Source organism: Labrys neptuniae (assembly GCF_040797145.1).
In the GTDB taxonomy this organism is placed as follows: Bacteria; Pseudomonadota; Alphaproteobacteria; order Rhizobiales; family Labraceae; genus Labrys; species Labrys neptuniae.
On sequence record NZ_JBFNQD010000003.1, the window covers coordinates 24,828 to 47,071 of the forward strand.

At 63.6% G+C, this 22,244-nt stretch carries 20 protein-coding genes; 4 read left to right on the forward strand and 16 right to left on the reverse strand.

All coding sequences use genetic code 11. The features are described from left to right. Positions 1-35: 35 nt before the first annotated feature. Genes cimA through cysS form a run of 3 tightly spaced genes read right to left on the reverse strand, consistent with a single transcriptional unit; the run spans position 36 to position 3,579 of the window. On the reverse strand, positions 36-1,631 hold the full coding sequence (gene cimA, locus ABXS05_RS10905; RefSeq protein ID WP_367623926.1) for a citramalate synthase: 1,596 nt from the start codon (positions 1,629-1,631) through the stop codon (positions 36-38). Beyond that, complete coding sequence (locus ABXS05_RS10910; RefSeq protein WP_311933196.1) at positions 1,628-2,137, reverse strand: GNAT family N-acetyltransferase; 510 nt, start codon at positions 2,135-2,137, stop codon at positions 1,628-1,630. The genes cimA and ABXS05_RS10910 overlap by 4 nt, the downstream gene beginning before the upstream one ends. Beyond that, complete coding sequence (cysS, locus tag ABXS05_RS10915; protein WP_367623927.1) at positions 2,137-3,579, reverse strand: cysteine--tRNA ligase; 1,443 nt, start codon at positions 3,577-3,579, stop codon at positions 2,137-2,139. The genes ABXS05_RS10910 and cysS overlap by 1 nt, the downstream gene beginning before the upstream one ends. A gap of 332 nt (positions 3,580-3,911) precedes the next feature. Between cysS and ABXS05_RS10920 the strand changes: the two genes are divergently transcribed. After that, entirely contained in the window at positions 3,912-4,214 is a 303-nt protein-coding gene (locus ABXS05_RS10920; RefSeq protein WP_068287134.1) for a hypothetical protein, read from the forward strand. Positions 4,215-4,265: 51 nt separating this feature from the next. Here the strand turns inward: ABXS05_RS10920 and ABXS05_RS10925 are convergent, their stop codons facing one another. Then, positions 4,266-4,781, reverse strand: coding sequence for a CreA family protein (locus ABXS05_RS10925; RefSeq protein WP_367623928.1), 516 nt, complete (start codon positions 4,779-4,781; stop codon positions 4,266-4,268). A 130-nt stretch (positions 4,782-4,911) separates the two neighbouring features. Continuing rightward, positions 4,912-6,240 (reverse strand): glutamate--tRNA ligase, encoded by a 1,329-nt coding sequence (gene gltX, locus ABXS05_RS10930; protein WP_367623929.1) that lies wholly within the window; start codon positions 6,238-6,240, stop codon positions 4,912-4,914. A gap of 361 nt (positions 6,241-6,601) precedes the next feature. Here gltX and ABXS05_RS10935 point away from each other — a divergent pair, with 361 nt between their 5' ends. Beyond that, positions 6,602-7,435: a MipA/OmpV family protein gene (locus tag ABXS05_RS10935; RefSeq protein WP_311933200.1), complete on the forward strand. Its 834-nt coding sequence runs from the start codon at positions 6,602-6,604 to the stop codon at positions 7,433-7,435. A 143-nt stretch (positions 7,436-7,578) separates the two neighbouring features. Next, entirely contained in the window at positions 7,579-9,540 is a 1,962-nt protein-coding gene (locus tag ABXS05_RS10940) for an oxidoreductase (protein ID WP_367623930.1), read from the forward strand. A gap of 73 nt (positions 9,541-9,613) precedes the next feature. Here ABXS05_RS10940 and ABXS05_RS10945 read toward each other — a convergent pair whose 3' ends face one another. Further along, positions 9,614-10,318: an SDR family oxidoreductase gene (locus ABXS05_RS10945; RefSeq protein ID WP_367623931.1), complete on the reverse strand. Its 705-nt coding sequence runs from the start codon at positions 10,316-10,318 to the stop codon at positions 9,614-9,616. Positions 10,319-10,446: 128 nt separating this feature from the next. Here ABXS05_RS10945 and ABXS05_RS10950 point away from each other — a divergent pair, with 128 nt between their 5' ends. Next, positions 10,447-11,406 carry a LysR substrate-binding domain-containing protein gene (locus ABXS05_RS10950; protein WP_367623932.1) on the forward strand — a complete coding sequence of 320 codons (960 nt, stop codon included), beginning with the start codon at positions 10,447-10,449 and terminating at the stop codon, positions 11,404-11,406. Here the strand turns inward: ABXS05_RS10950 and ABXS05_RS10955 are convergent. The 10 genes from ABXS05_RS10955 to ABXS05_RS11000 form a co-directional block, all read right to left on the reverse strand. Beyond that, on the reverse strand, positions 11,361-13,097 hold the full coding sequence (locus ABXS05_RS10955; RefSeq protein ID WP_367623933.1) for an NAD+ synthase: 1,737 nt from the start codon (positions 13,095-13,097) through the stop codon (positions 11,361-11,363). The two genes, ABXS05_RS10950 and ABXS05_RS10955, sit on opposite strands and share 46 nt — an antisense overlap. A gap of 37 nt (positions 13,098-13,134) precedes the next feature. Further along, positions 13,135-13,482, reverse strand: a complete 348-nt coding sequence (locus ABXS05_RS10960; protein WP_367623934.1) for a diacylglycerol kinase — start codon at positions 13,480-13,482, stop codon at positions 13,135-13,137. 134 nt (positions 13,483-13,616) lie between these two features. Further along, complete coding sequence (mmsB, locus tag ABXS05_RS10965; RefSeq protein ID WP_311933206.1) at positions 13,617-14,819, reverse strand: multiple monosaccharide ABC transporter permease; 1,203 nt, start codon at positions 14,817-14,819, stop codon at positions 13,617-13,619. Between the two features lie 2 nt (positions 14,820-14,821). Beyond that, on the reverse strand, positions 14,822-16,351 hold the full coding sequence (gene mmsA, locus ABXS05_RS10970; RefSeq protein ID WP_367623935.1) for a multiple monosaccharide ABC transporter ATP-binding protein: 1,530 nt from the start codon (positions 16,349-16,351) through the stop codon (positions 14,822-14,824). Between the two features lie 80 nt (positions 16,352-16,431). Further along, positions 16,432-17,496 (reverse strand): multiple monosaccharide ABC transporter substrate-binding protein, encoded by a 1,065-nt coding sequence (gene chvE / locus ABXS05_RS10975; protein ID WP_367623936.1) that lies wholly within the window; start codon positions 17,494-17,496, stop codon positions 16,432-16,434. Between the two features lie 344 nt (positions 17,497-17,840). Next, positions 17,841-18,905, reverse strand: coding sequence for a multiple monosaccharide ABC transporter substrate-binding protein (chvE, locus tag ABXS05_RS10980; RefSeq protein ID WP_311933209.1), 1,065 nt, complete (start codon positions 18,903-18,905; stop codon positions 17,841-17,843). Positions 18,906-19,077: 172 nt separating this feature from the next. Continuing rightward, positions 19,078-20,109, reverse strand: a complete 1,032-nt coding sequence (gene tdh, locus ABXS05_RS10985) for an L-threonine 3-dehydrogenase (protein ID WP_367623937.1) — start codon at positions 20,107-20,109, stop codon at positions 19,078-19,080. A 25-nt stretch (positions 20,110-20,134) separates the two neighbouring features. Next, positions 20,135-20,548: a type II toxin-antitoxin system VapC family toxin gene (locus tag ABXS05_RS10990; protein WP_367623938.1), complete on the reverse strand. Its 414-nt coding sequence runs from the start codon at positions 20,546-20,548 to the stop codon at positions 20,135-20,137. Next, on the reverse strand, positions 20,548-20,802 hold the full coding sequence (locus tag ABXS05_RS10995) for a type II toxin-antitoxin system Phd/YefM family antitoxin (RefSeq protein ID WP_068287089.1): 255 nt from the start codon (positions 20,800-20,802) through the stop codon (positions 20,548-20,550). The genes ABXS05_RS10990 and ABXS05_RS10995 overlap by 1 nt, the downstream gene beginning before the upstream one ends. 64 nt (positions 20,803-20,866) lie before the next feature. Further along, positions 20,867-22,063 (reverse strand): glycine C-acetyltransferase, encoded by a 1,197-nt coding sequence (locus ABXS05_RS11000; protein ID WP_367623939.1) that lies wholly within the window; start codon positions 22,061-22,063, stop codon positions 20,867-20,869. Between the last annotated feature and the right edge of the window lie 181 nt (positions 22,064-22,244).

Below are 22,244 nucleotides of genomic sequence, written 5' to 3' on the forward strand. Positions count from 1 at the left end.
GATGGAGTGTCGACCTCCAGGTCGACACCCTCTCTTCACACCTCCGCGCCCGCTTTGAGCAGTTTGTAGGTCATCGAATCCACCAGCGCCTGGAAGGAGGCGTCGATGATGTTGTCGGAGACACCCACGGTCGCCCACCGGTCGCCGGCGGCGTCCTGGAATTCGATCAGCACCCGCGTCACCGCGTCGGTACCGCCCTGGAAGACACGGACCTTGTAGTCGATCAGCTTCAGGTCCTCGATGACCGACTGGTATTTGCCCAGGTCCTTGCGCAGCGCCGTGTCCAGGGCATTGACCGGGCCATGCCCTTCCGCCGCCGAGATCAGTTCCTCGGCCCCGACCTTGACCTTGACGATGGCCTCGGAGAACACGCCGAGTTCGCCGCGCTCGTTCCAGCGCCGTTCGACATTGACGCTGAAACGCTCGACGAAGAAGAACTCCGGCACGCTGCCGAGGATGCGCTTGGCCAGGAGGAAGAACGACGCATCCGCCCCCTCATAGGCATAGCCTTGCGCTTCCTTGTCCTTCAACGCACCGAGAAGGCGCGACAGGCGCGGATCGTCCTTGTCGATGGCCAGCCCCAGGCGCTCCAGTTCCGCCAGGATGTTCGACTTGCCGGCCTGGTCCGAGACCAGCAATTTGCGCCGGTTGCCGACGCTTTCGGGCGGCACGTGCTCATAGGTCGAAGGATCCTTCATCACGGCCGAAGCATGGATGCCGGCCTTGGTGGCGAAGGCCGAGGAGCCGACATAGGGCGCATGATGGTCGGGCATGCGGTTGAGCAGTTCGTCGAGCTTGCGCGAGATGCGCGTGAGGTTCTCGAGCCGGGCCGCGTCCACCCCGATCTCGAAGCGATCGGCATAAGCGGGCTTGAGCAGGAGCGTCGGGATCAGCGAGGTGAGATTGGCATTGCCGCAGCGTTCGCCGAGGCCGTTCAGCGTGCCCTGGATCTGCCGGACTCCGGCCCGCACCGCTGCCAGCGAATTGGCGACGGCCTGCTCGGTGTCATTATGGGCGTGGATGCCGAGATGGCTGCCGGGGATCACCTTGACCACTTCGCCGACGATGCGTTCGACCTCATGCGGCAGAGTACCGCCATTGGTATCGCACAGCACCACCCAGCGCGCGCCGGCTTCATGGGCCGTGCGGGCGCAGGCAAGCGCGTAGTCGGGATTGGCCTTGTAGCCGTCGAAGAAATGCTCGCAGTCGAGCAGCACTTCGCGCCCGCGCGCCTTGGCGGTGGCGACGCTGTCGCGGATCGAATCGAGATTCTCTTCCAGGCTGATGCCGAGCGCCATGCGCACCTGGTGGTCCCAGCTCTTGGCCACGAAGCAGATCGCATCCGCCTCAGCATCCAGGAGGCCGGCGACGCCAGGATCGTTGGCGGCCGAGCGCCCTGCCCGCTTGGTCATGCCGAAGGCTGTGAACTTTGCCTTGAGGCCGTTGGGCTGGCTGAAGAACTGGGTGTCGAGCGGATTGGCGCCAGGATAACCGCCCTCGACATAGTCGACACCGAGATCGTCGAGCAGACGCGCGATCGCTTGCTTGTCGGCGAGGGAGAAGTCGACGCCCGTGGTCTGGGCGCCGTCGCGCAAGGTGGTGTCGAAGAGATAGAGGCGGTCGCGTGTCATTGCCGGCTCGCATCGGGCGGGGCCACGAGCGCCTTCTTCATGGTGGTGTTGCCGAGCCATTCGTCGCCGAGCGACACGGTGTTGCGCTGCTGGGGCACGAAACCCTGCTTGAGGAAAAAGTCTCGGGCGGTGTCGCTGGCATCCACCGTCAACTGGGTAGCACCGCGCGCCTTGGCAAGTTGCTCGATGGCGCCATAGAGCGTCGAGGCCACCCCCTGCCCGGCGACCGCGGGATGAACGTAGAGCAGATCGACCAGGTCCTTGCCCTTCAGGGCGATGAAGCCGACTGGGGAGCCGGAGACCGTGGCCACCAAGGTCAGACAGCCGGCAAGACGCTTGGCCCAGGCTTCCTCGTCATCGGCGGCCTCGGCCCAGGCTTCCTGCTGGCTTTCCGAGTAGTCGTCAGCCGTCAACTCGTGGATGCTGGCCCGGAAGATCTCGGCCAGGATCGGCGCATCTGCGGGCAGGAAGGGACGCAGCCCCGGCTTGGGCATGGATTGTGCCATCAGAGCTTGACCTCCCAGCTGGTGGTGCCGTCCTTGTTGTCCTTGACGGCGATGTTCAGCCGGGCAAGCTCGTCGCGGATGCGATCGGACTCCGGCCAGTTCTTCTCGGCGCGCGCCACCTTGCGGGCAGCCAGAAGCGCCTCGACCTCCTGCCTCAGACCATCGCTGACCTGGGTGTCTCCCTTCAGGGCGGCCACATCGTTGTTGAAGCCCAGGAAGGCGAGCGTCGCCGCCCGGTCGGCCGGGTCGACGATCTGATGCAGGCGGGCCAGCATGGCCGGCGTGTTGAGATCGTCCGACAGGGCCTCGATCACGCCGGCATCGACGCTTCCGCCCGCAGGCACCTCTTCGTACCAACGCAGCAGGGTCTGCTGGGCTTCGTTCAAGGCCTGCAGTGTCCAGTCGATCGGCTGGCGGTAGTGCGTACGCAACATGGCGAGCCGCAGCACGTCCCCGTGCCAGGCGCGCCCGCCGAATCTGTCGCTGCCGAGCAGTTCACGGATGGTGATGAAGTTGCCGAGGCTCTTGGACATCTTCTCGCTCTCGACCTGCAGGAAGCCGTTATGCATCCAGACATTGGCCATCACCGGCGTGTCGAAGGCGCAGCAGCTCTGGGCGATCTCGTTCTCGTGGTGCGGGAAGACGAGATCGATGCCGCCGCCGTGTATGTCGAAGACGTTGCGGGCCGGATCGTCGCAGGCGATGCCACCGCCATAAGGGGTGAGCAGCGTCGCCATCGACATGGCCGAGCACTCGATATGCCAGCCCGGACGGCCGGGCGTGGCGATGCCCAAGGGGCTCGGCCAGCCGGGCTGGTTGCCATGCGAGGGCTTCCACAGCACGAAATCCATGGCATCGCGCTTATAGGGCGCGACATCGACCCGGGCGCCGGCCAGCATCTCGTCGAGCGAGCGGCGGGCGAGCGCGCCATAGCGCGGCACTGTCGCGAGCTTCTCCATGGCATGCACGGAGAACAGCACATGCTCCTCGGCAACATAGGCGACACCGCGCGCCACCAAGCGCTCGATGATGGCCTTCATCTCCTCGATATGATCGGTCGCGCGCGGCTCCACCATCTGCGGCGGCTCGCCCGGCTGGTTGACCTGGTCGGGCATCAGCACGCCGAGTTCCCTGATGTCCTGGTGGAACTGGGCCAGGGTACCATTGGTCAGTTCGCGGATGGTGATGCCGCGCTCGGCCGCGCGCTCGTTGATCTTGTCGTCGACGTCGGTGATGTTGCGCGCGTAAGAGACATGCGAGGCGCCGTAGACATGGCGCAGCAGGCGGAACAGCAGGTCGAAGACGATGATCGGCCGGGCATTGCCGATATGGGCAAAGTCGTAGACGGTCGGGCCGCAGACATACATACGCACCCGATCGGGATCGATCGGCGTGAAATCGACCTTGGCGCGCGTACGGGTATCGTAGAGCCGTAAAACCATGAGTTCCCCACCTCGGCTGGCCGGGGGCGTCCTGCGCTCAAGATTTTGGGCGAATGACGGCGCCAGCCAGCGTTGCTGCTAGCTGCAAATAATCCGCGAAAGGATGGCCGTCTTTGTCATGGCCGGGAGCAATGTGCCATGCGGGCGACGTTGTCAAGCCACACGAGACAAGGACGGCATCCGCTTTCTCCAGTGCCAGAGTGATGCACCCAGGCAACAGAGTTTCGCCAAAAATTAAACACGCAGATTTACGTATGTTTAAAAACGCACAGCGATGATAGGCAGGCTCCGCTATCCGAACGGGGCAGACCCCGTTCACATGTGTGATTTCGATGAACCTGCGTACCCTCTCCTTCATCGCGGCTTGCCTGGCCTTCGCCAGCCCCGCCTCCGCCCAGAACGTGGCTTCCTTCGTCGTCAGCAGCGATGACGGCTATGGCGTCGACACCTGCCTGGAAAGCGGCTCGCCTTGCGGCCAGCCGATTGCCAGCGAATGGTGCGTCGCCAATGGTTATGCCAAGGCCGTCGCCTTCCGCCGCCAGACTGAAACCGACATCACCGGCGCCATCAACGCGCCCACGCAGGTGGCCGCTGCCGCGCAGCCGCACGCCGTCGTGATCACCTGCGAGAAGTAAAAACTTCACGGGAAGTGGGAATGTGGGCGGCAGCTCTGCCGGGTGCCGCCCTCAGTCCGTGACGAAATCGCCGCATTTCTGGGGCGGCTCCCCGGCCCAGGGCATCACCGGTACCGACGAGGTCGAGTTCTTCGGAGAGCCCTCGATCAGCTTGTCGGTGTAGACCAGATAGACCAGCACATTGCGCTTGGCGTCGCAGCCGCGCACAACCTGCATCTTCTTGAAGAACAGCGAGCGAGACTGGCGGTAGACCAGGGCCCCCTGCTCGAATTTTTCCTTGAACTTGATCGGCCCGACCTGCCGGCAGGCCAGCGAGACGTCCGACACCTCCTCGGCCACCCCGAACATGCCCTTGAGACCGCCCTTCTCCGGCACGGTGAAGTGGCAGGCGACCCCTTCGACATCGGGATCGTCGATGCCGTAGACCGCAAGCTTGTCATCCGGGGTCAGGAATTTCCATACCGTCGACTTGCGGAAGATTAGGTCGGGCTCCTGGGCCTGGGCAGCGGCGGGAGCCAGCAGGGCAAGTCCGATCACGGCAAAGCCGAAGCATATTCTACGCAGCATGCGGGGTCTCCTCATCGGGCCCCATATGGGAAGGCGTCGAGCCGGGCGCCAGGGTGGAGTCTCGACCTGCCGGTCGACGCTCCTCATAAATCCCCAATCCAATATCGACCCGGAGGCCGACACTCCAGCCTCAGCCTGCCAGCCGTGCCAACGCCTGTTCGCGGCCGATCAAGGGCAGCAGCGCCTTGAGTTCGGGACCATGGTCGAGCCCGGTCAGCGCCTGGCGCAGCGGCATGAACAAGGCCTTGCCCTTGGCGCCTGTGGCCTCCTTCACGGCCTGCGTCCAGGCGCCCCAGGTGTTCTCGTCCCAGGGCTCGCTGGGCAGCAGCCCTGCGGCGCGGCCGAGGAACTCCCGATCCCGTTCGCTTGCGGCGACCGGCCCCGTCACCACCTCCCACCATAATTTCGCATCGGCCAGCCTGACGAGATTGGAGCGCACGGCGAGCCAGAAATCCTCACCGCCCTCGATGCCGAGAGCCGTGAGCCGCTGGGAAACATCCGCAAAGGCTGTCTCGTGCAGCAACTTGGCATTGAGCGTCTCGATCTCGGCCGGATCGAAGCGCGCCGGTGCACGCGAGATGCGCGAAAGATCAACCAGTGCGGCGAGCTCCTGCAGCGACGCGATCGGACGCACAGCCTCGGCCGTGCCGGTCAGCACCGCCAGGCTCGCTACCGCCATCGGCTCGAAGCCGGCCTCACGCAGCGAGCCGATCGACAGCGCGCCGCTGCGCTTGGACAGCCCCTCGCCGCTCACCGTGGTGAGCAGGTTGTGGTGGGCGAAAGCCGGCACGGTACCGCCCAGAGCCTCGAAGATCTCGATCTGCACGGCGGTATTGGTGACGTGATCTTCGCCGCGAATGATGTGGGTGACGCCGAGGTCGATGTCGTCGACCACCGACGGCAGTGTGTAGAGATAGCCGCCATCGGCCCGGATCAGTACCGGATCGGAAAGCGAGACGGTGTCGACATGGGCGGGCCCGCGCACGCCGTCCTGCCACTCGACGATGCGGTGGTTGAGCAGGAAGCGCCAATGCGGACGCCGCCCCTCGGCCTCCAGGGCCGCCTTCTGCTCGGCCGTCAGGCGCAGGGCCGCCCGGTCATAGACCGGTGGCAGGCCGCGGGCCTTTTGCAAAGTGCGCCGGCGTTCCAGCTCCTCCTCGGTCTCGTAGCAGGGATAGAGCCGGCCGGCCTCGCGCAGGCGGGCGGCGGCGGCATCATAGAGCGCCATGCGCTCGGACTGTCGTGCCTGCACGTCCGGCACCATGCCGAGCCAGGCGAGGTCCACCGCGATGGCGTCGGCATATTCCTGGCGCGAACGGGCGGTGTCGGTGTCGTCATAGCGCAGGATAAAGCGCCCGTCCGCACGCTTGGCCACGCACCAGTTCAGCAAAGCGGTGCGGATATTGCCGATATGGATATAGCCGGTGGGGGATGGCGCAAAGCGGACGACGGGCGGCATGATGGGCTTTCGAAATTGGAATTATGGCCTGTCCTATACCGCGTCTCCTGCCTTTTGAAGGAGAGATTATGAACAGGCTCCTGCCATTTTTGCTGGCCACAAAATCGCCATCGTGTTTATAAGGGAGACGATAATCAATCGCAGCCGGCTCATAGACTCCTTTCCCGGCTGATCATCGCCACTCAGTGAATGCCGCCAAAATAGGCATCACGAAACTGACGATGCCCTCGGCATCCAAAACATGACGTTAGGGAATTCGTTGATTATTCGTGCCATCCTTCATTGTTTGTTGTCACCTCGAAGGCATTGTGCGGCCAGGTTCGCGGCCGTTCCTGCCGCGACCGGAAATGGGAATAAAGTGATGTTGCGTACCTCCCTGAAGACTGCCGTTGCGGCAGGAGTTCTTGCCGTTCTGGCGACGCCGGCGCTGGCCCAGTCCTCTTCCTATACGCCGACGGGATTCTGGGACAACTACATCGCCGGCGGCTGGTCGCTGGAGCTCGGCGCCACAGCCGCCATGGGCCCCAAATATGAAGGCGCCAAGGATTTCAGCTTCCTGCCCTCGCCCATCGTCTCGCTGTCGCGCCAGGGCAAGGGCCCGGCCTTCACCTCGCGCAACGACAATCCGGGCCTGGGCCTCCTCGACAATGGTTTCCTGCGCATCGGCCCGGTCGGCAAGATCCTGTTCGAGCGCGACGGCTCCACCGACGATGATCTCAAGGGCCTCAAGCCGGTACGCTGGGGCGGCGAACTCGGCATCTTCGCCGATATCTATCCGACCGAGTGGCTGCGTCTGCGGGCCGAATTGCGGCATGGCATCCGTTCGCATCACGGCCTGGTCGCCGATATCGCCGCAGACGCCTTCTATGATATCGCACCGGATTGGCGTATTTCCGGCGGGCCCCGGGTCTCCCTGGCTACACGCAGCTATTTCGACGCCTATTACGGCGTGAACCTGCAGGAATCGCTCGCTTCGGGCCTTAGCCCCTATTCGCCCGGCGGTGGCCTGAAATCGGTTGGCGTCGGCGGCGCGCTCACCTGGAAGACCACGGACAAGATCACAACCAGCGCCTTTGCCGAATATAGCCGTCTCACCGGTCCCGCTTCCAAATCGAGCCTGGTCAAGGAGCGCGGCTCCCCGAACCAGTTCACGATCGGCGTATCGGCCAGCTATCGCTTCGACTTCAATCTCTGAGACGCCCCGCAGCTATCCCCGGGTGCGCGGGCGCCCGGGATATGCCTCACCAGCGCCGAGCCATGCTCGTCGCGACAATCGGCCATGTTGATTGCGGGATCGGTCCCGTGCACCCAGTACGGGTCCAGCTTCTGCGAGGCCCCGTGAGCCAGTCCGCCGCCCTCCCCCACCTCTATTCGCCGTTCACGATCCGCAATCTGCGCATCAAGAACCGCATCATGTCCACCGGGCATGACACCACCCTGCCCACGGCCTTCGTGCCCAATGACGCGTTGATCGCCTATCAGCAGGCGCGCGCCCAGGGCGGCGTCGGATTGATCGTGCTGCAGGTTGCCGGCGTGCACGAGACGGCGCGCTACACCTCCCACCTCCTGATGGCGACCAGCGACGACTGCATCCCCGGTTACCGGCGCCTTGCCGAGGTCTGCCACGCCGAAGGTGCGGCCGTGTTCGGCCAGCTCTTCCATCCCGGCCGCGAGATCATGGAGACGGCCGAAGGCACCGCCCCCGTTGCCTACGCGCCCTCCGCCGTGCCCAACCAGCGCTTCCACGTCATGCCGCGCGCCATGAGCACAACGATGATCGGCGAGATCGTCGAGGGCTATGGCGAGGCTGCCCGTCGGCTCGAACAGGCCGGGATCGACGGGGTGGAGATCGTCGGCAGCCACGGCTATTTGCCCTCGCAATTCGTCAATCCGCGCGTGAATGTACGCGAGGATGCCTATGGCGGCTCGCTGGACAACCGCCTGCGCTTCATCCGCGAGAGCCTTGCCGCCATCCGTGCCAGGACGGGGCCGGATTTCGTGGTCGGCCTGCGCTTCTCATCCGAGGACAGTGACCTCAACGGCCTCACGCCCGAGGAAGTGGCGGAGGTGCTCACCGCCCTCGACGGAAGCTTCGATTATTTCAACCTGACGGTCGGATCCTCCGCCAGCTTTGGCGGTGCCGTGCACATCGCCCCCGCCATGGCCTTCTCCAGTGCCTATGGCGCGCCATCGGCGGCAGCGGTGAAGCGCAAGGTAAAGACCCCCGTCTTCTATGCCGGGCGCGTCAACCAGCCCCAGGATGCCGAGCAACTGATCGCCAAGGGCGAGGCCGACATGGTCGGCATGACGCGCGCGCTGATCTGCGACCCCGATATGCCCGCCAAGGCCGAGCAGGGCCGCTTCGACGACATCCGCGCCTGCATCGCCTGCAACCAGGCCTGCATCGGCCATTTCCAGCTCGGCGTGCCCATCTCCTGCATCCAGCACCCCGAGACCGGGCGCGAGCTGCGCTACGGCAAGGTGCTGCCCGCCGGCGCTGCGAAGAAAGTGTTGGTGGCGGGCGGTGGTCCGGCCGGCATGAAAGCCGCCAGCATCGCCGCCTCGCGCGGCCATGACGTCACGCTCTACGAAGCCTCGGGCCGGCTCGGCGGACAGGCCCTGCTGGCGCAATTGCTGCCGCGACGCATGGAATTCGGCGGCATCGTCACCAACCTCACCCGTGAGGCGGAGCTCGCCGGCGTCACCGTGGTGAGGAACACCAGGGTCGACCGTGCTCTGGTCGAGCGCGAACGGCCGGACGTGGTCATCATCGCGACCGGTGCCACGCCCCGCCATCCCGAACTGCCCGGTGCCGAGACCGCCCATGTCGTCGACGCCTGGCAAGTACTCCGTGACGAGGCCAATGTCGGCAGTTCCGTCCTGGTGGCGGACTGGCGCTGTGATTGGATCGGCATGGGCGTCGCCGAGAAGCTGGCGCGGGCGGGCTGCAAGGTCCGCCTCGCCGTCAATGGCTACATGCCGGGCCAGCGTATCCAGGCCTATGTCCGCGACCATTGGGCCGGCGTGCTGCACGATCTCGGCATCGAGGTCATCCCCTATGCCGATCTCTACGGCGTCGACGGCCAGACCGTCTATCTCGCCCATGTCACCGGGCGCGAGCCGATCATCATCGACGGCATCGACACGCTGGTGACCTCGCTGGGCCATGAGGCCGTCAATGCTCTGGAAGCCGAGCTGGAGGGCCTGGTGGCGGAGATCCACAGCATCGGCGACTGCCTGACGCCCCGCACGGCCGAGGAAGCCGTGCTGGAAGGCCTGAAGGTCGGCTGGGCCCTCTGAGAGCACGACGTCCTTCCGGGTGCGCGGACAAGACGTCCGCCTACCCGGGAATCGGCACTCCGACCATGTTCTGTCAGAGCGAGCGCATCAGCCCGCCGTCGACCCGGATGTTCTGGCCCGTGATGTAGCCGGCGCCCTCCGAGGCGAGGAAGGCGATGGTGGCGGCGATCTCCTCGCTGGTGCCGTAGCGCCCCATCGGCACGCTGTCGCGGCGCTCCTCGGTGGCCGGCAGGCTGTCGATCCAGCCCGGCAGCACATTGTTCATGCGCACATTGTCGGCGGCATGCTGATCGGCGAAGAGCTTGGTGTAGGCGGCAAGCCCGGCGCGGAAGACCGCCGAGGTCGGGAACATCGCCGTCGGCTCGAAGGCCCAGGCCGTCGAGATATTGATGATGGCGCCGCTCTTCTGACGGATCATCGCCGGTGCCACCACGCGGGTCGCACGGATCACATTCATCAGATAGACGTCGAGCCCCGTGTGCCATTGCTCGTCGGTGATCTCCAGAAGCGGCGCGCGCGGACCATGGCCTGCGCTGTTGACCAGCACATCGACACGCCCCCAGCGTTCGAGCGTCAGGTCGGTGAGGCGCTGCAGGTCCTCATTGGACTGGTTGGAACCGGTGACGCCGAGGCCCCCCAATTCCCGGGCGATGGCCTCGCCCTTGCCGGAGGAGGAGAGAATGGCAACCCTATAGCCATCCTTGGCCAAGCGCCTGGCCGCCGCCGCTCCCATGCCACTGCCCCCGGCCGTGACGATCGCTACTTTTTCTGCTGCCATCGGAATCATCCTTCCATGCCCCGGAGCGGCGGGAGGCCGCGACAAAGGGACCATGCACCTGATATACTGGCAATCCAGCTCCCATTCGAGCCAGAATAGCTGCTCTCATCCTGTAGAAAAACTACTGCATGCCGGACGCCCTGCCCCGCCTTCCTCCGCTCAAGGCCCTGCGTGCCTTCGAAGCCGCCGCACGCCATCTGAACTTCCGCCTCGCCGCCGAGGAGCTCAACGTGACCCAGGGCGCCGTCGCCCAGCATATCAGAGGGCTGGAGGCCGATCTTGGCGTCAAGCTGTTCGAGCGGCTGCCGCGCGGGCTTACGCTCACTCATGCCGGGCACGGCTACCTGCCTCCTGTCCGCCGAGCCTTCGAACTCATCGCCGACGCGACATTGGGCCTGCGGCCCGAGCCTGCCCGGCTGACGATCAGCGTCACGCCGAGCTTCGCCACCAAATGGCTGATCCCGAGACTGCCTTACTTCGTGGCCGAGCATCCGCTCGTCGACCTGCGCATTCTCGCTAATGAAAGCCTGTCGAATTTCCAGAGCGACGGTGTCGACATCGCGGTACGCCAGGGTCGCCTGCCCTTCGGGCCGGGCCTTGTAGTGGAGCGCCTGTTTGCGCAGCACGTCATCGCCGTCTGCGCCCCCGCCTTGCTGCCGGCCGGCTCGAACGGCATCGAACCGGCCGAAATCTTGAGCTACACGCTTCTGCACGACACCCATAATCTGTGGCCGGAGTTTCTCGAGCGGGCGCTGGGGCTGAAGCCGCTCGTCGAGCCGCGACGGATGCGCTTCAACCAGACGGGACTGGCGATCGAGGCGGCGGCCGCCGGCCAGGGCATCGCGCTCGCCAGCCGTTTCCTGGTCGCCGGCGATCTCGCCACCGGCCGGCTCATCCAGCCTGTGGCGGCCGTAATGTCCGGCGGCCATGATTTCTACGTGGTGCTGCCGCGCCGGCAGCGCCATCCCGAACCCACGGACGCGGTCCGGCGCTGGCTCATCGACACGGCCCAGGCGGAAGCGCTGGCAGACAACCCGGCGGCTCAGAAATCGACGGCGTCCGCGCTCGCAGTGGTGGAGACGCGATAGAGCGCAGCATCCGGCACGAAAGCCGGCTTGTTGCCGTCCCGGAAGCGGTTGGTGATCGGATAGCGGCGGTCCCGGCCGAAATTCTTCTCGGTCACCTTCACGCCGGGGGCAGCCTGGCGGCGCTTGTATTCGGCAAGGTAGAGCAGGCGCTCGACCTTGCGCACGGTCTCCTCGTCATGGCCGCGCGCCACGATCTCGGCGACCCGCATCTCGCTTTCGACCAGGCAGCGCAGGATATCGTCGAGCACGTCATAGGGCGGCAGCGAATCCTGGTCCTTCTGGTTCTCGCGCAATTCGGCGGAGGGTGCCTTGGTCAGGATATTGGGCGGGACCACCACCCCGTCTGGTCCCCTTGCATCCACCGGCTTCCAGCGGTTGCGCAGCTCGCACAGGCGATAGACCTCGGTCTTGTAAAGGTCCTTGATCGGGTTGAAGCCGCCATTCATGTCGCCATAGAGCGTGCAATAACCCACCGACATCTCCGACTTATTGCCGGTTGTCACCACCATGGCGCCAAACTTGTTTGAGATCGACATCAGGATGGTGCCACGGGTGCGGCTTTGCATGTTCTCCTCGGCGATGCCGCGGGGTTGGCCGGCGAACAGCGGCTCGAGCACGCTCTCCAGCCCGCTCACCGGGGCCTCGATCGGTACGACGTCATAGCGCACGCCCAGCGCCGTAGCGCATTCGAAGGCATCCTTCAGGGATTCCTTGGAGGTGTAGCGATAGGGCAGCATCACGCAATGCACCCGCTCCGGTCCGAGCGCATCCACCGCCATGGCCGCCACCAGGGCCGAATCGACACCGCCGGACAGGCCGAGCACCACGCCGGGAAAGCCATTCTTGTCGACATAGTCGCGCAGGCCCAGGACGCAGGCCTGGTAATCGGCCTCCTCGCCCTCCTCCACCGGCTCGACCACGCCCGGTTCGCAGGCCCAGCCCTGCGCCCCGCGCCGCCAGGTCGTGGTGACGATCGCCTCCCGGAAGGCCGGCAGTTGCACCGCCAGGCGATGATCGGCATTGAGGGCGAAGGAGGCGCCGTCAAAGATCACCTCGTCCTGGCCGCCAACCTCATTGGCGTAGAGCATGGGCAGGCCGGATTCGGTAACGCGTGCCACCGCGACATTGAGCCGGATGTCGGACTTGTCGCGATGATAGGGCGAACCATTGGGCACAAGCAGGATTTCGGCGCCCGTTTCGGCCAGGCACTCGACCACGTCATGGCCCCAGATATCCTCGCAGATCGGCACGCCCAGGCGCACACCGCGAAAGGCGATCGGCCCCGGCAAGGGCCCCGGCTGGAACACGCGCTTTTCGTCGAACACGCCGTAATTGGGCAGATCGTTCTTGAAGCGGACGGCAGCGACGATTCCCTTGTCCACCAGCGCTACCGCGTTGTGCAGCTTGTCCTTCTCGCGCCAGGGCAGGCCGACCAGCGCCGCCGGTCCGCCATCGGCCGTATCGCGGGCGAAGTCCTCCAGCGCGGCGCGGCAGGCATCCTGGAAAGCGGGCTTGAGTACCAGATCCTCGGGCAGATAGCCGCAGAGGAAAAGTTCGGTGAACAGCACGAGATCGGCGCCCTGCTCCCGCGCGCTGGCCCGCGCCGCGCGCGCCTTGGCGAGATTGCCGGCGATGTCGCCGAGCGTTGGTTTGAGCTGGGCAACGGCAATGCGCAGAATATCGGTGCTCATGGTCTCTTCAAAGGCGGACAAGAATGATCCGCCATCCTTACACCAGCCTTTCGGCCAGCGCGAGAAGCCAGGTCAGCCCCGCCAAGGTGAGCGCCGTGAACACCGCTGACGAACCGAGATCCTTGACGATGCGGATATGGGGATGACGGTCGGGCGTGACATGGTCCGACAGCGCTTCGATGGCCGTGTTGAGCAGTTCCACCATCAGTACCAGCAGGATGACGCCGATCAGGGCAAGGCGCTTCCACCAGCTCTCGGTAACCAAGAAGCTCGCCGGCACCGCGACGAGCAGGACGATGACCTCCTGGCGCACCGCCAATTCATAGCGGACGGCATGGGCAAGACCCGCTGCCGAATTGAAGAATGCCTTGACGATTCGCTCCATGACCGCTCCCGAGAATGGCAGGCGTTTTAAGGCCACGCAGCGGCAATCGCCAAGTATAATCGGGGCATGCAATCGAGACGCCACAACGCAAATGCCGGCCCGAAGGCCGGCATGCGTGATCGACGTCCCGTCTGTCAGCGCTTCTTCTTGTAGTAGACGTCGAGGCAGACGGCGAAGAGCAGCACCAGGCCCTTGATCCATTTCTGGTCGTCGATGCCGAGACCGAGGATCGACATGCCGACATTCATCACGCCCATCAGCAGGGCGCCGATCACCGCGCCGGTGATCTTGCCGACGCCACCCGAAGCCGAAGCGCCGCCGATGAAGCAGGCTGCGATGACGTCGAGCTCATAGCCGTCGCCGGCCTTGGGTGTCGCCATGCCGCCGAAGCGCGAGGTGACGATGAGCCCGGCCAGCGCCGCCAGCGCGCCCATATTGACGAAGGTCAACAGGATGAGGCGATCGGTGTTGATGCCCGAGAGCTTGGCTGCCTTCTCGTTGCCGCCGAGGGCATAGATGCGCCGGCCGACCACGGTGCGGGTGGTGACGAAGACATAGAGCAGCGTCAGCGCCAGCAGGATGATCAGCACCATCGGCAGGCCACGATACATGGCGAGGAGATAGCCGACATAGACGGTAGCGACCGCCATCAGGATGTTGCGGCCGATGAAGATCGCCATCGGCTCTTCCTCCACGCCGTGCTTGAGCCGCGTCATCCGGCCCTTGATGTTCACCAGGATGAACAGCGCCGCGGCGATCAGGCCAAGGGCGAAGGTGGTGGTGAAGAAGCCCGGAGACGCGAACGGATCGGGAATCCAGCCGGCACTGAGCTGGTTGAACTCGGCCGGCAGCGGACCGACATTGGTATTGCCGAGCAGGCGATAGGTCAGCCCTCGAAACACCAGCATGCCCGCCAGGGTGACGATGAAGGAGGGAATGCGCAGATAGGCGATGAAATAGCCCTGGATGCCACCGATGAGCGCCCCGACCACCAGGGTAGCGACCGCCGCTGGTGCCCAATGCCAGCCCAGCTTCACCATCAGCGTCGCGGCGACGGCGCCGGTGAAGGCGCAGACCGAGCCGACCGACAGGTCGATATGGCCGGCCACGATCACCAGCAGCATGCCGAGCGCCATGACGATGACATAGCCGTTCTGGTTGGGAATGTTGTTGATGTTGGACGGCGCCAGCATCCGCCCTTCCGTCATATATTGGAAGAAGCCGACGATGACGATCAGCGAGATCAGCAGGCCATAGTCGCGGATGTTGCCGCTGATATATTCAAGGATGGATTTCTTGGGCGATGAGCCTTGAGCTTCCACAGTGTTTGTCGTCATCGTCAATGCCCTTCCGCACGCATGATGGCGCGCATGATCTTTTCTTGGGTGGCCTCGGCCCCGGGGAATTCGCCTACGAAGCGACCTGCATTCATCACATAGATGCGATCGCACATGCCGAGCAGTTCCGGCATCTCGGAGGAAATCATCAGCACGGCTTTACCTTCATTCACCATCTCGTTGATGATGCTGTAGATTTCGTATTTCGCACCGACATCGATCCCGCGCGTCGGCTCGTCGAGCATCAGCAGTTCAGGATTGGAGAACAGCCATTTGGAGAGCACCACCTTCTGCTGATTGCCGCCCGACAGGTTCACCGTCTTCTGGAAGACGTTGGGAGAGCGGATGTTCAGCTTGCGCCGGTAGTCGTTGGCCACCCGCAATTCTTTGATGTCGTCGATGATGGAATTCTTCGACACCCCCTCGAGGTTGCTCAGCGTGATGTTCTTGATGATGTCCTCTTCGAGGACGAGGCCGAGCTGCTTGCGGTCCTCCGTGACATAGGCCAGGCCGTTGGCCAGCGCCTTGTGGATGGAGGACAGATCCACCGGCTTGCCGTGCATCAGGGCCTGGCCGCTGATGCGCTGGCCGTAGGACTGGCCGAAGATGCTCATGGCGAGTTCCGTCCGCCCTGCGCCCATCAGGCCGGAGATGCCGACGACCTCACCCTTGCGCACGGTGAAGTTCACGCCCTTGACCACCTGGCGATCGGAATGCTCGTGGTGGTGCACCACCCAGTCCTTGATCTCCAGCACCGGCTCGCCGATCTTGGGCTCGCGGCTGGGATAGCGGTCCGCCATTTCGCGCCCGACCATGCCCTTGATGATGCGGTCTTCGCTGATCGCCTCGTTGCGGCAGTCGAGGGTCTCGATCGAGGCACCGTCGCGGATCACCGTGATCTCGTCGCAGACCTTGGAGATCTCGTTGAGCTTGTGCGAGATCAGGATCGAGGAAATGCCCTGGCGCTTGAACTCCAGCAGGAGGTCAAGCAGGGCATCGCTGTCGCTTTCGTTGAGACTGGCCGTCGGCTCGTCGAGGATCAGGAGCTTGACGTCCTTCGACAAGGCCTTGGCGATCTCGACGAGCTGCTGCTTGCCGACGCCGATATTGGTGATGAGCGTGTCCGGCGATTCCCTCAGCCCGACCTTATCCAGCACCTTGCGGGTCTTGCCATAGGTCAGGGGCCAATCGATCAGGCCACCGGTGGCCTGCTCGTTGCCGAGGAAGATGTTCTCGGCGATGGAGAGCAGCGGCACCAGGGCAAGTTCCTGATGGATGATGATGATGCCGAGCTCTTCGGACTGGCGGATATCCTTGAAGTGGCATTCCTTGCCGCGGAAGCGAATCTCCCCTTCATAGGAGCCATGGGGATAGACACCGCTCAGCACCTTCATCAGGGTTGATTTGCCGGCGCCATTCTCGCCGACCACGCCGTGAATTTCGCCCTCGTTGACCGTGAGGTTGACGTTGCTGAGCGCCTTGACCCCCGGAAAGGTCTTGGTGATGCCCCGCATTTCCAGGATGGCTGTCATAGTGGATGACCTGTGAAAAGGGCGGCCGGCACCGTGGTGCCAGCCGCCCGATACCCTAACATGGTTTTAAGGACGACCACTTATTTCAGCTGGTCTTCCTTGTAGTAGCCACCATCGACCAGCACCTGCTTCCAGTTGTCCTTGGTGACCAGGACGGGCTTGAGCAGATAGGTCGGCACCACCTTCTTGCCGTTGTCGTAGCTCTTGGTGTCGTTGATCTCGGGCTTGCCGCCGGAGAGCACGGCATCGACCATGTCGACCGAGACCTTGGCGAGCTGGCGCGTATCCTTGTAGATCGTCGAGTACTGGTCGCCGGCGATGATCGCCTTGACGGATGCGACCTCCGCATCCTGGCCCGAGATGAAGGGCATGGGCTTGTCGCCCGAGCCGTAGCCGGCCGCCTTCAGCGAAGCGATGATGCCGCGCGACAGGCCATCATAGGGAGACAGCACCGCGTCGACCTTCTTGTCGGTGTAGAAGGCGGAGAGAAGGTTATCCATGCGCGACTGGGCGAGCGAACCGTCCCAGCGCAGCGTACCGACCTTGTCCATGCCTGCCTGCTTGGACTGCACCACCAGCTTGCCGCTGTCGATGTAAGGCTGCAGCACCGACATCGCGCCGTTGTAGAAGAAGAAGGCGTTGTTGTCGTCGGGCGAGCCGCCGAACAGCTCGATGTTGAAGGGGCCTTTGCCGTCCTTGAGGCCGAGGCCGCTCTCCAGCGACTGGGCCTGCAGCACGCCGACCTGGAAATTGTCGAAGGTGGCGTAGTAGTCGACATTCTCCGAATTGCGGATCAGGCGGTCATAGGCGATGACCTTGACGCCCTTGGCCGCAGCCTCCTTGAGCACGTCGGCGAGCGTGGTGCCGTCGATCGAGGCGATCACCAGGACCTTGTCGCCCTTGGTCAGCATGTTCTCGATCTGGGCGAGCTGGTTGGGGATATCGTCGTCGGCATATTGCAAGTCGGTGGCATAGCCCTTGGCCTGGAGCTGCTTGACGACATTGTTGCCGTCGTCGATCCAGCGCTCCGAAGTCTTGGTCGGCATGGCGATGCCAACAGGCCCCTTATCCTGGGCAAGGGCCGGCGATGCGAGGGTGATCGCACCGAAGGCAGCAGCCAAAAGCAAGGATTTGAATAGTTTCACGTCTCTCTCCCAAGTTGACGTTTTCCCGGTCCGGGACGAACCGGGTCTAGAAATAGCCCCTCAGCCGACATCGGGAATCGAAGCGGCTCCAATGGAGCCTCTTCTCACCCCCGGGGCACAGCCGAATGCGTCCAGAACCGTGCCGCCAAGGGGTGTTTCTTCCCGCGAGGCTCAGAATTCATAAGAGCTTTCCGATGCTTGTCAATTGGTAATACAATTAGCAAACAGATGATGCGCCACCGGCCCATAAGAGCGACGGTGACGCCTCTCGTCATCGCATGTCAATCCGGCCAGGGGAACGGCCGGCGTTGCGGTCGCGGGTTACCGCTCGACGTCCCGAGCCCCTACTTCAACTGATCTTCCTTATAGTAGCCGCTGTCGACCAGCACCTGCTTCCAGTTGTCCTTGGTGACCAGGACGGGCTTGAGCAGATAGGTCGGCACCACCTTCTTGCCGTTGTCGTAGCTCTTGGTATCGTTGATCTCGGGCTTGCCGCCGGAGAGCACGGCATCGACCATACCGACCGACACCTTGGCCAGGTCGCGGGTATCCTTGAAGACGGTGGAATATTGGTCACCGGCGATGATCGCCTTGACGGATGCGACTTCCGCATCCTGGCCGGAGATGAAGGGGATGGGCTTGTCGCCCGAGCCGTAGCCGGCCGCCTTCAGCGAGGCGACGATGCCGTGGGCCAGGGTGTCGTTCGGCGAGAGCACCGCGTCGACCTTCTTGTCGGTGTAGAAGGCGGAGAGAAGGTTATCCATGCGCGACTGGGCGAGCGAGCCGTCCCAGTTCAGCGTACCGACCTTGTCCATGCCCATCTGCTTGGACTGCACCACCAGCTTGCCGCTGTCGAGATAAGGCTGAAGAACGGACAGGGCGCCATTGTAGAAGAAGAAAGCGTTGTTGTCGTCCGGCGAGCCGCCGAACAGCTCGATGTTGAAGGGGCCCTTGCCGGCCTTGAGACCGAGGGCGGTCTCGAGCGACTGGGCCTGCAGCACGCCGACCTGGAAATTGTCGAAGGTGGCGTAATAGTCGACATTCTCCGAATTGCGGATCAGGCGGTCATAGGCGATAACCTTGACGCCCTTGGCGGCGGCGGCCTTGAGAGCATCGGCCAGCGTGGTGCCGTCGATCGCCGCGATTACCAGCACCTTGTCGCCCTTGGTCAGCATGTTCTCGATCTGGGCGAGCTGGCCGGGAATATCGCCATTGGCATATTGCAGATCGGCGCCATACCCCTTGGCTTCCAACTGCTTGACGACATTCTTGCCGTCGTCGATCCAGCGCTCGACCGTCTTGTCCGGCATGGCGATGCCGACGGTGCCCTTGTCCTGTGCCAAGGCCGGTGTCACGAGAATGCCGGCAGCCAAGGCGCTCGCCAGACACAGTTTTTGAAACAATCCCATAGTGCCTCCCGATTTCATGAGTTACGTACCTCAATTTTCGTCACTGCAGCGGCCGATCTTTCGCTGCAATGGTACGACGAATGATAGATTAGTGCCTCAACCTGTCAACGACCCATGATGCACGGACCTCATGGATCGTCCTCGCCGAGACGCAATCGGCCACCCCTGCCCTTCAGGCATTCCAGTCAAGCACGATCTTGCCGCACTCGCCGCGCGCCATCGTCTCGAAGCCCTCGAGATAGTCGGCGACGGCCAGGCGGTGGGTGATCACCGGGCGGATATTGAGCCCGCTCTGCAGCATGGCCAGCATCTTGTGCCAGGTTTCGAACATCTCGCGGCCATAGATGCCCTTGATGGTCAGCATCTTGAAGACGATCTTGTTCCAGTCGACGGCAAAGGGCGTGGCGGGAATGCCAAGCATGGCGATCTTGGAGCCCATCAGCATGACGTCGAGCATCTGCTGGAAAGCCGCCGGTGCACCGCTCATCTCCAGGCCGACATCGAAGCCTTCTTTCATCCTCAGGCGGGTCATCACGTCGCGCAGATCTTCCTTGGCGACGTTGACCGGCACGACATCGGCCACCTTGGCAGCAAGGTCGAGGCGGACCGGATTGATGTCGGTGATCACGACATGGCGGGCACCGGCATGGCGGGCGACGGCCCCGGCCATGATGCCGATCGGGCCGGCGCCGGTGATCAGCACGTCCTCGCCGACGAGATCGAAGGACAGCGCCGTGTGCACCGCATTGCCGAGCGGATCGAGGATGGCGCCGAGTTCGTCGTCGACCTCATCGGGCAGCGGCACGATGTTGAAGGCCGGTACCTTCACATATTCGGCGAAGGCGCCGGGCATGTTGACGCCGATGCCGCGGGTGTCGGGATCGAGGTGGAAGCGCCCTGCCCGCGTCGCCCGGCTCTTCATTCCGATGACATGGCCTTCGCCGGACACCCGCTCGCCCATCTTGAGGCTGTGCACGGCCGAGCCGATCTCGACGATCTCGCCGGCATATTCATGACCGACGATCATCGGCACCGGCACAGTCTTCTGGGCCCAGGCGTCCCATTTGTAGATGTGGATGTCGGTGCCGCAGATGCCGGTTTTCCGCACCTTCACCAGGACATCGTTGGGACCGAGTTCAGGCATCGGCTCATTGTCCGAAAACCAAAGGCCGGGTTCGGGCTTGGATTTGACGAGGGCTTTCATCTGTCAGGGCTTTCTTGGGAGGCCTTCAGGCTTGCCAGGGGTTGAAGACAGGAACGCCGAGGGGGCTAAAATCGGCGACATTTCGGGTGACCATGGTCAGGCCATGCTCCAAGGCCGTAGCCGCAATCATCGCATCCCGTTCGGGACGCCGGTCCGGGACAGGCAGGCGCGCACATATCTGCGCGGTCCGAGATCCAAACTGTAAAATCCGGCCATCATAACTGGGCTCGACTTTGCCAACCAACCAGTTACGAAGAACTCCGCCTTGCGCGGGATCACGCCGCTCGATCGACAACACGCCAATTTCGAGTTCCATCAAGGTGACTGCAGAGATGAATTGTCTCGATCTGGCGGTGGCGTAAGCCCATTCGAGAAGCTTTGGCGCGGCAAGACGAGGACGACGCAACTCGGAGAGGACATTGGTATCCAGCAGGAACATCAGTCGAATACCGTCTCCCTGCGCACGATCTCACGCAAGCGCGGCGGCTCGAAATCGAAATCCGCTTCCGGTTCGTCCTGGCGGAGCAAATCCACGATGCTTGGCTCTTCCCCGACAAGGCGCTGATATTCCTCATGCTTCAGCAACACGAAGGCCGGCTTGCCGCGATCGGTGATCACGAGCGGGCCTTCCTCCGCGGCGCGCTTGGCTTTGCCGATGTCGTGATTGAACTCCCGGCTGCTCATGTGCTTCATCGGAGACCTCCGCAGGATATGTAGTTACAATACTACATCCTGCAAAGCCAATCACGCAAAAAGATCAGATCACGCCCAAAGCCTTGCCGGCATCGGTGAAGGCGTCGATGGCAAAATCAATGTCAGCTTCCGTCAGCCCGGCCGACATCTGGGTGCGGATGCGCGCCCTGCCCTTCGGCACCACCGGGAAGAAGAACCCGGCGACATAGACGCCGCGCTCGTCGAGCGCCCGAGCCATCTCCTGGGCGCGCCGCGCATCATGCAGCATCACCGGAATGATCGGCGTCTCACCCTGCAGAAGTTCGAAGCCGGCCTTCTCCAGCCCGGCGCGGAAACGCCTGGTGTTGGCGAACAGTTTTTCGCGCAAGTCATCGCCCGCCTGAGCCAGTTCGATCGCCTTCATTGAGCCGGCCGCAACCGGCGGGGCCAAAGAATTGGAGAAAAGATAGGGACGTGCACGCTGACGCAGGAGATCGATGATCGGCTGGCTGGCGGCGACATAGCCACCCATGGCGCCACCCAAGGCCTTGCCCAGCGTGCCGGTGAGGATATCGACCTTGTCCTCCACCCCGGCGCGAGCGGGCGTGCCGCGCCCCTCGGGACCGATGAAGCCGGTGGCGTGGCAATCATCCACCATCACATTCGCCCCGTAGCGCCCGGCAAGATCCGTGAGCGTCTTCAGGTCGGCGAGATAGCCGTCCATGGAAAACACGCCGTCGGTGGCGATGATGATGTGGCGGGCATTGTCCACCTTGGCCGCCTGCAACTGCACCTCGAGATCGTTCATGTCGCCATTGGCGAAGCGATAGCGCTTGGCCTTGCACAGGCGCACGCCGTCGATGATCGAGGCATGGTTCAGGCTGTCGGAGATGATGGCGTCCTCGGCGCCGAGCAGGGGCTCGAACACCCCGCCATTGGCGTCGAAACAGGCGGCGAAGAGTATAGCATCATCCTTGTTGAGATAGCGGGCGATGGTGCGCTCGAGTTCGCGGTGCAGGGTCTGCGTTCCGCAGATGAATCGCACCGAGGCCATGCCGAAACCATGGCCGTCCATGGCCTGTTTGGCGGTGGCGATGATCTCGGGATTGTCGGCCAGGCCCAGATAATTGTTGGCGCACAGATTGAGCATCGGCCGCCGGCCGGCCTCGGCGGCCACTTCGATGCGGGCGCGTTGCGGGCCGGCAATCTCGCGCTCGCTCTTCCACAAACCGTCCTTGGCGATTTCCGTCAGGGTGGATTTGACATGATCGACGAGCGACATCGGGCGGCTCCCTTGTACCTGTTTGGGTTCACAGGCCTAAGCCAAAACCAGCCGCGCTTCAAATGATGAGATCATGCCGAAAAGAGATGAGAACAGACGAGCGCGCCGATCTTCGAACCGGTCGGGCAAGCAGGCATCCTCGGCCGCAGGAAAAGGCGGGTCCGAAGACCCGCCCTCAACC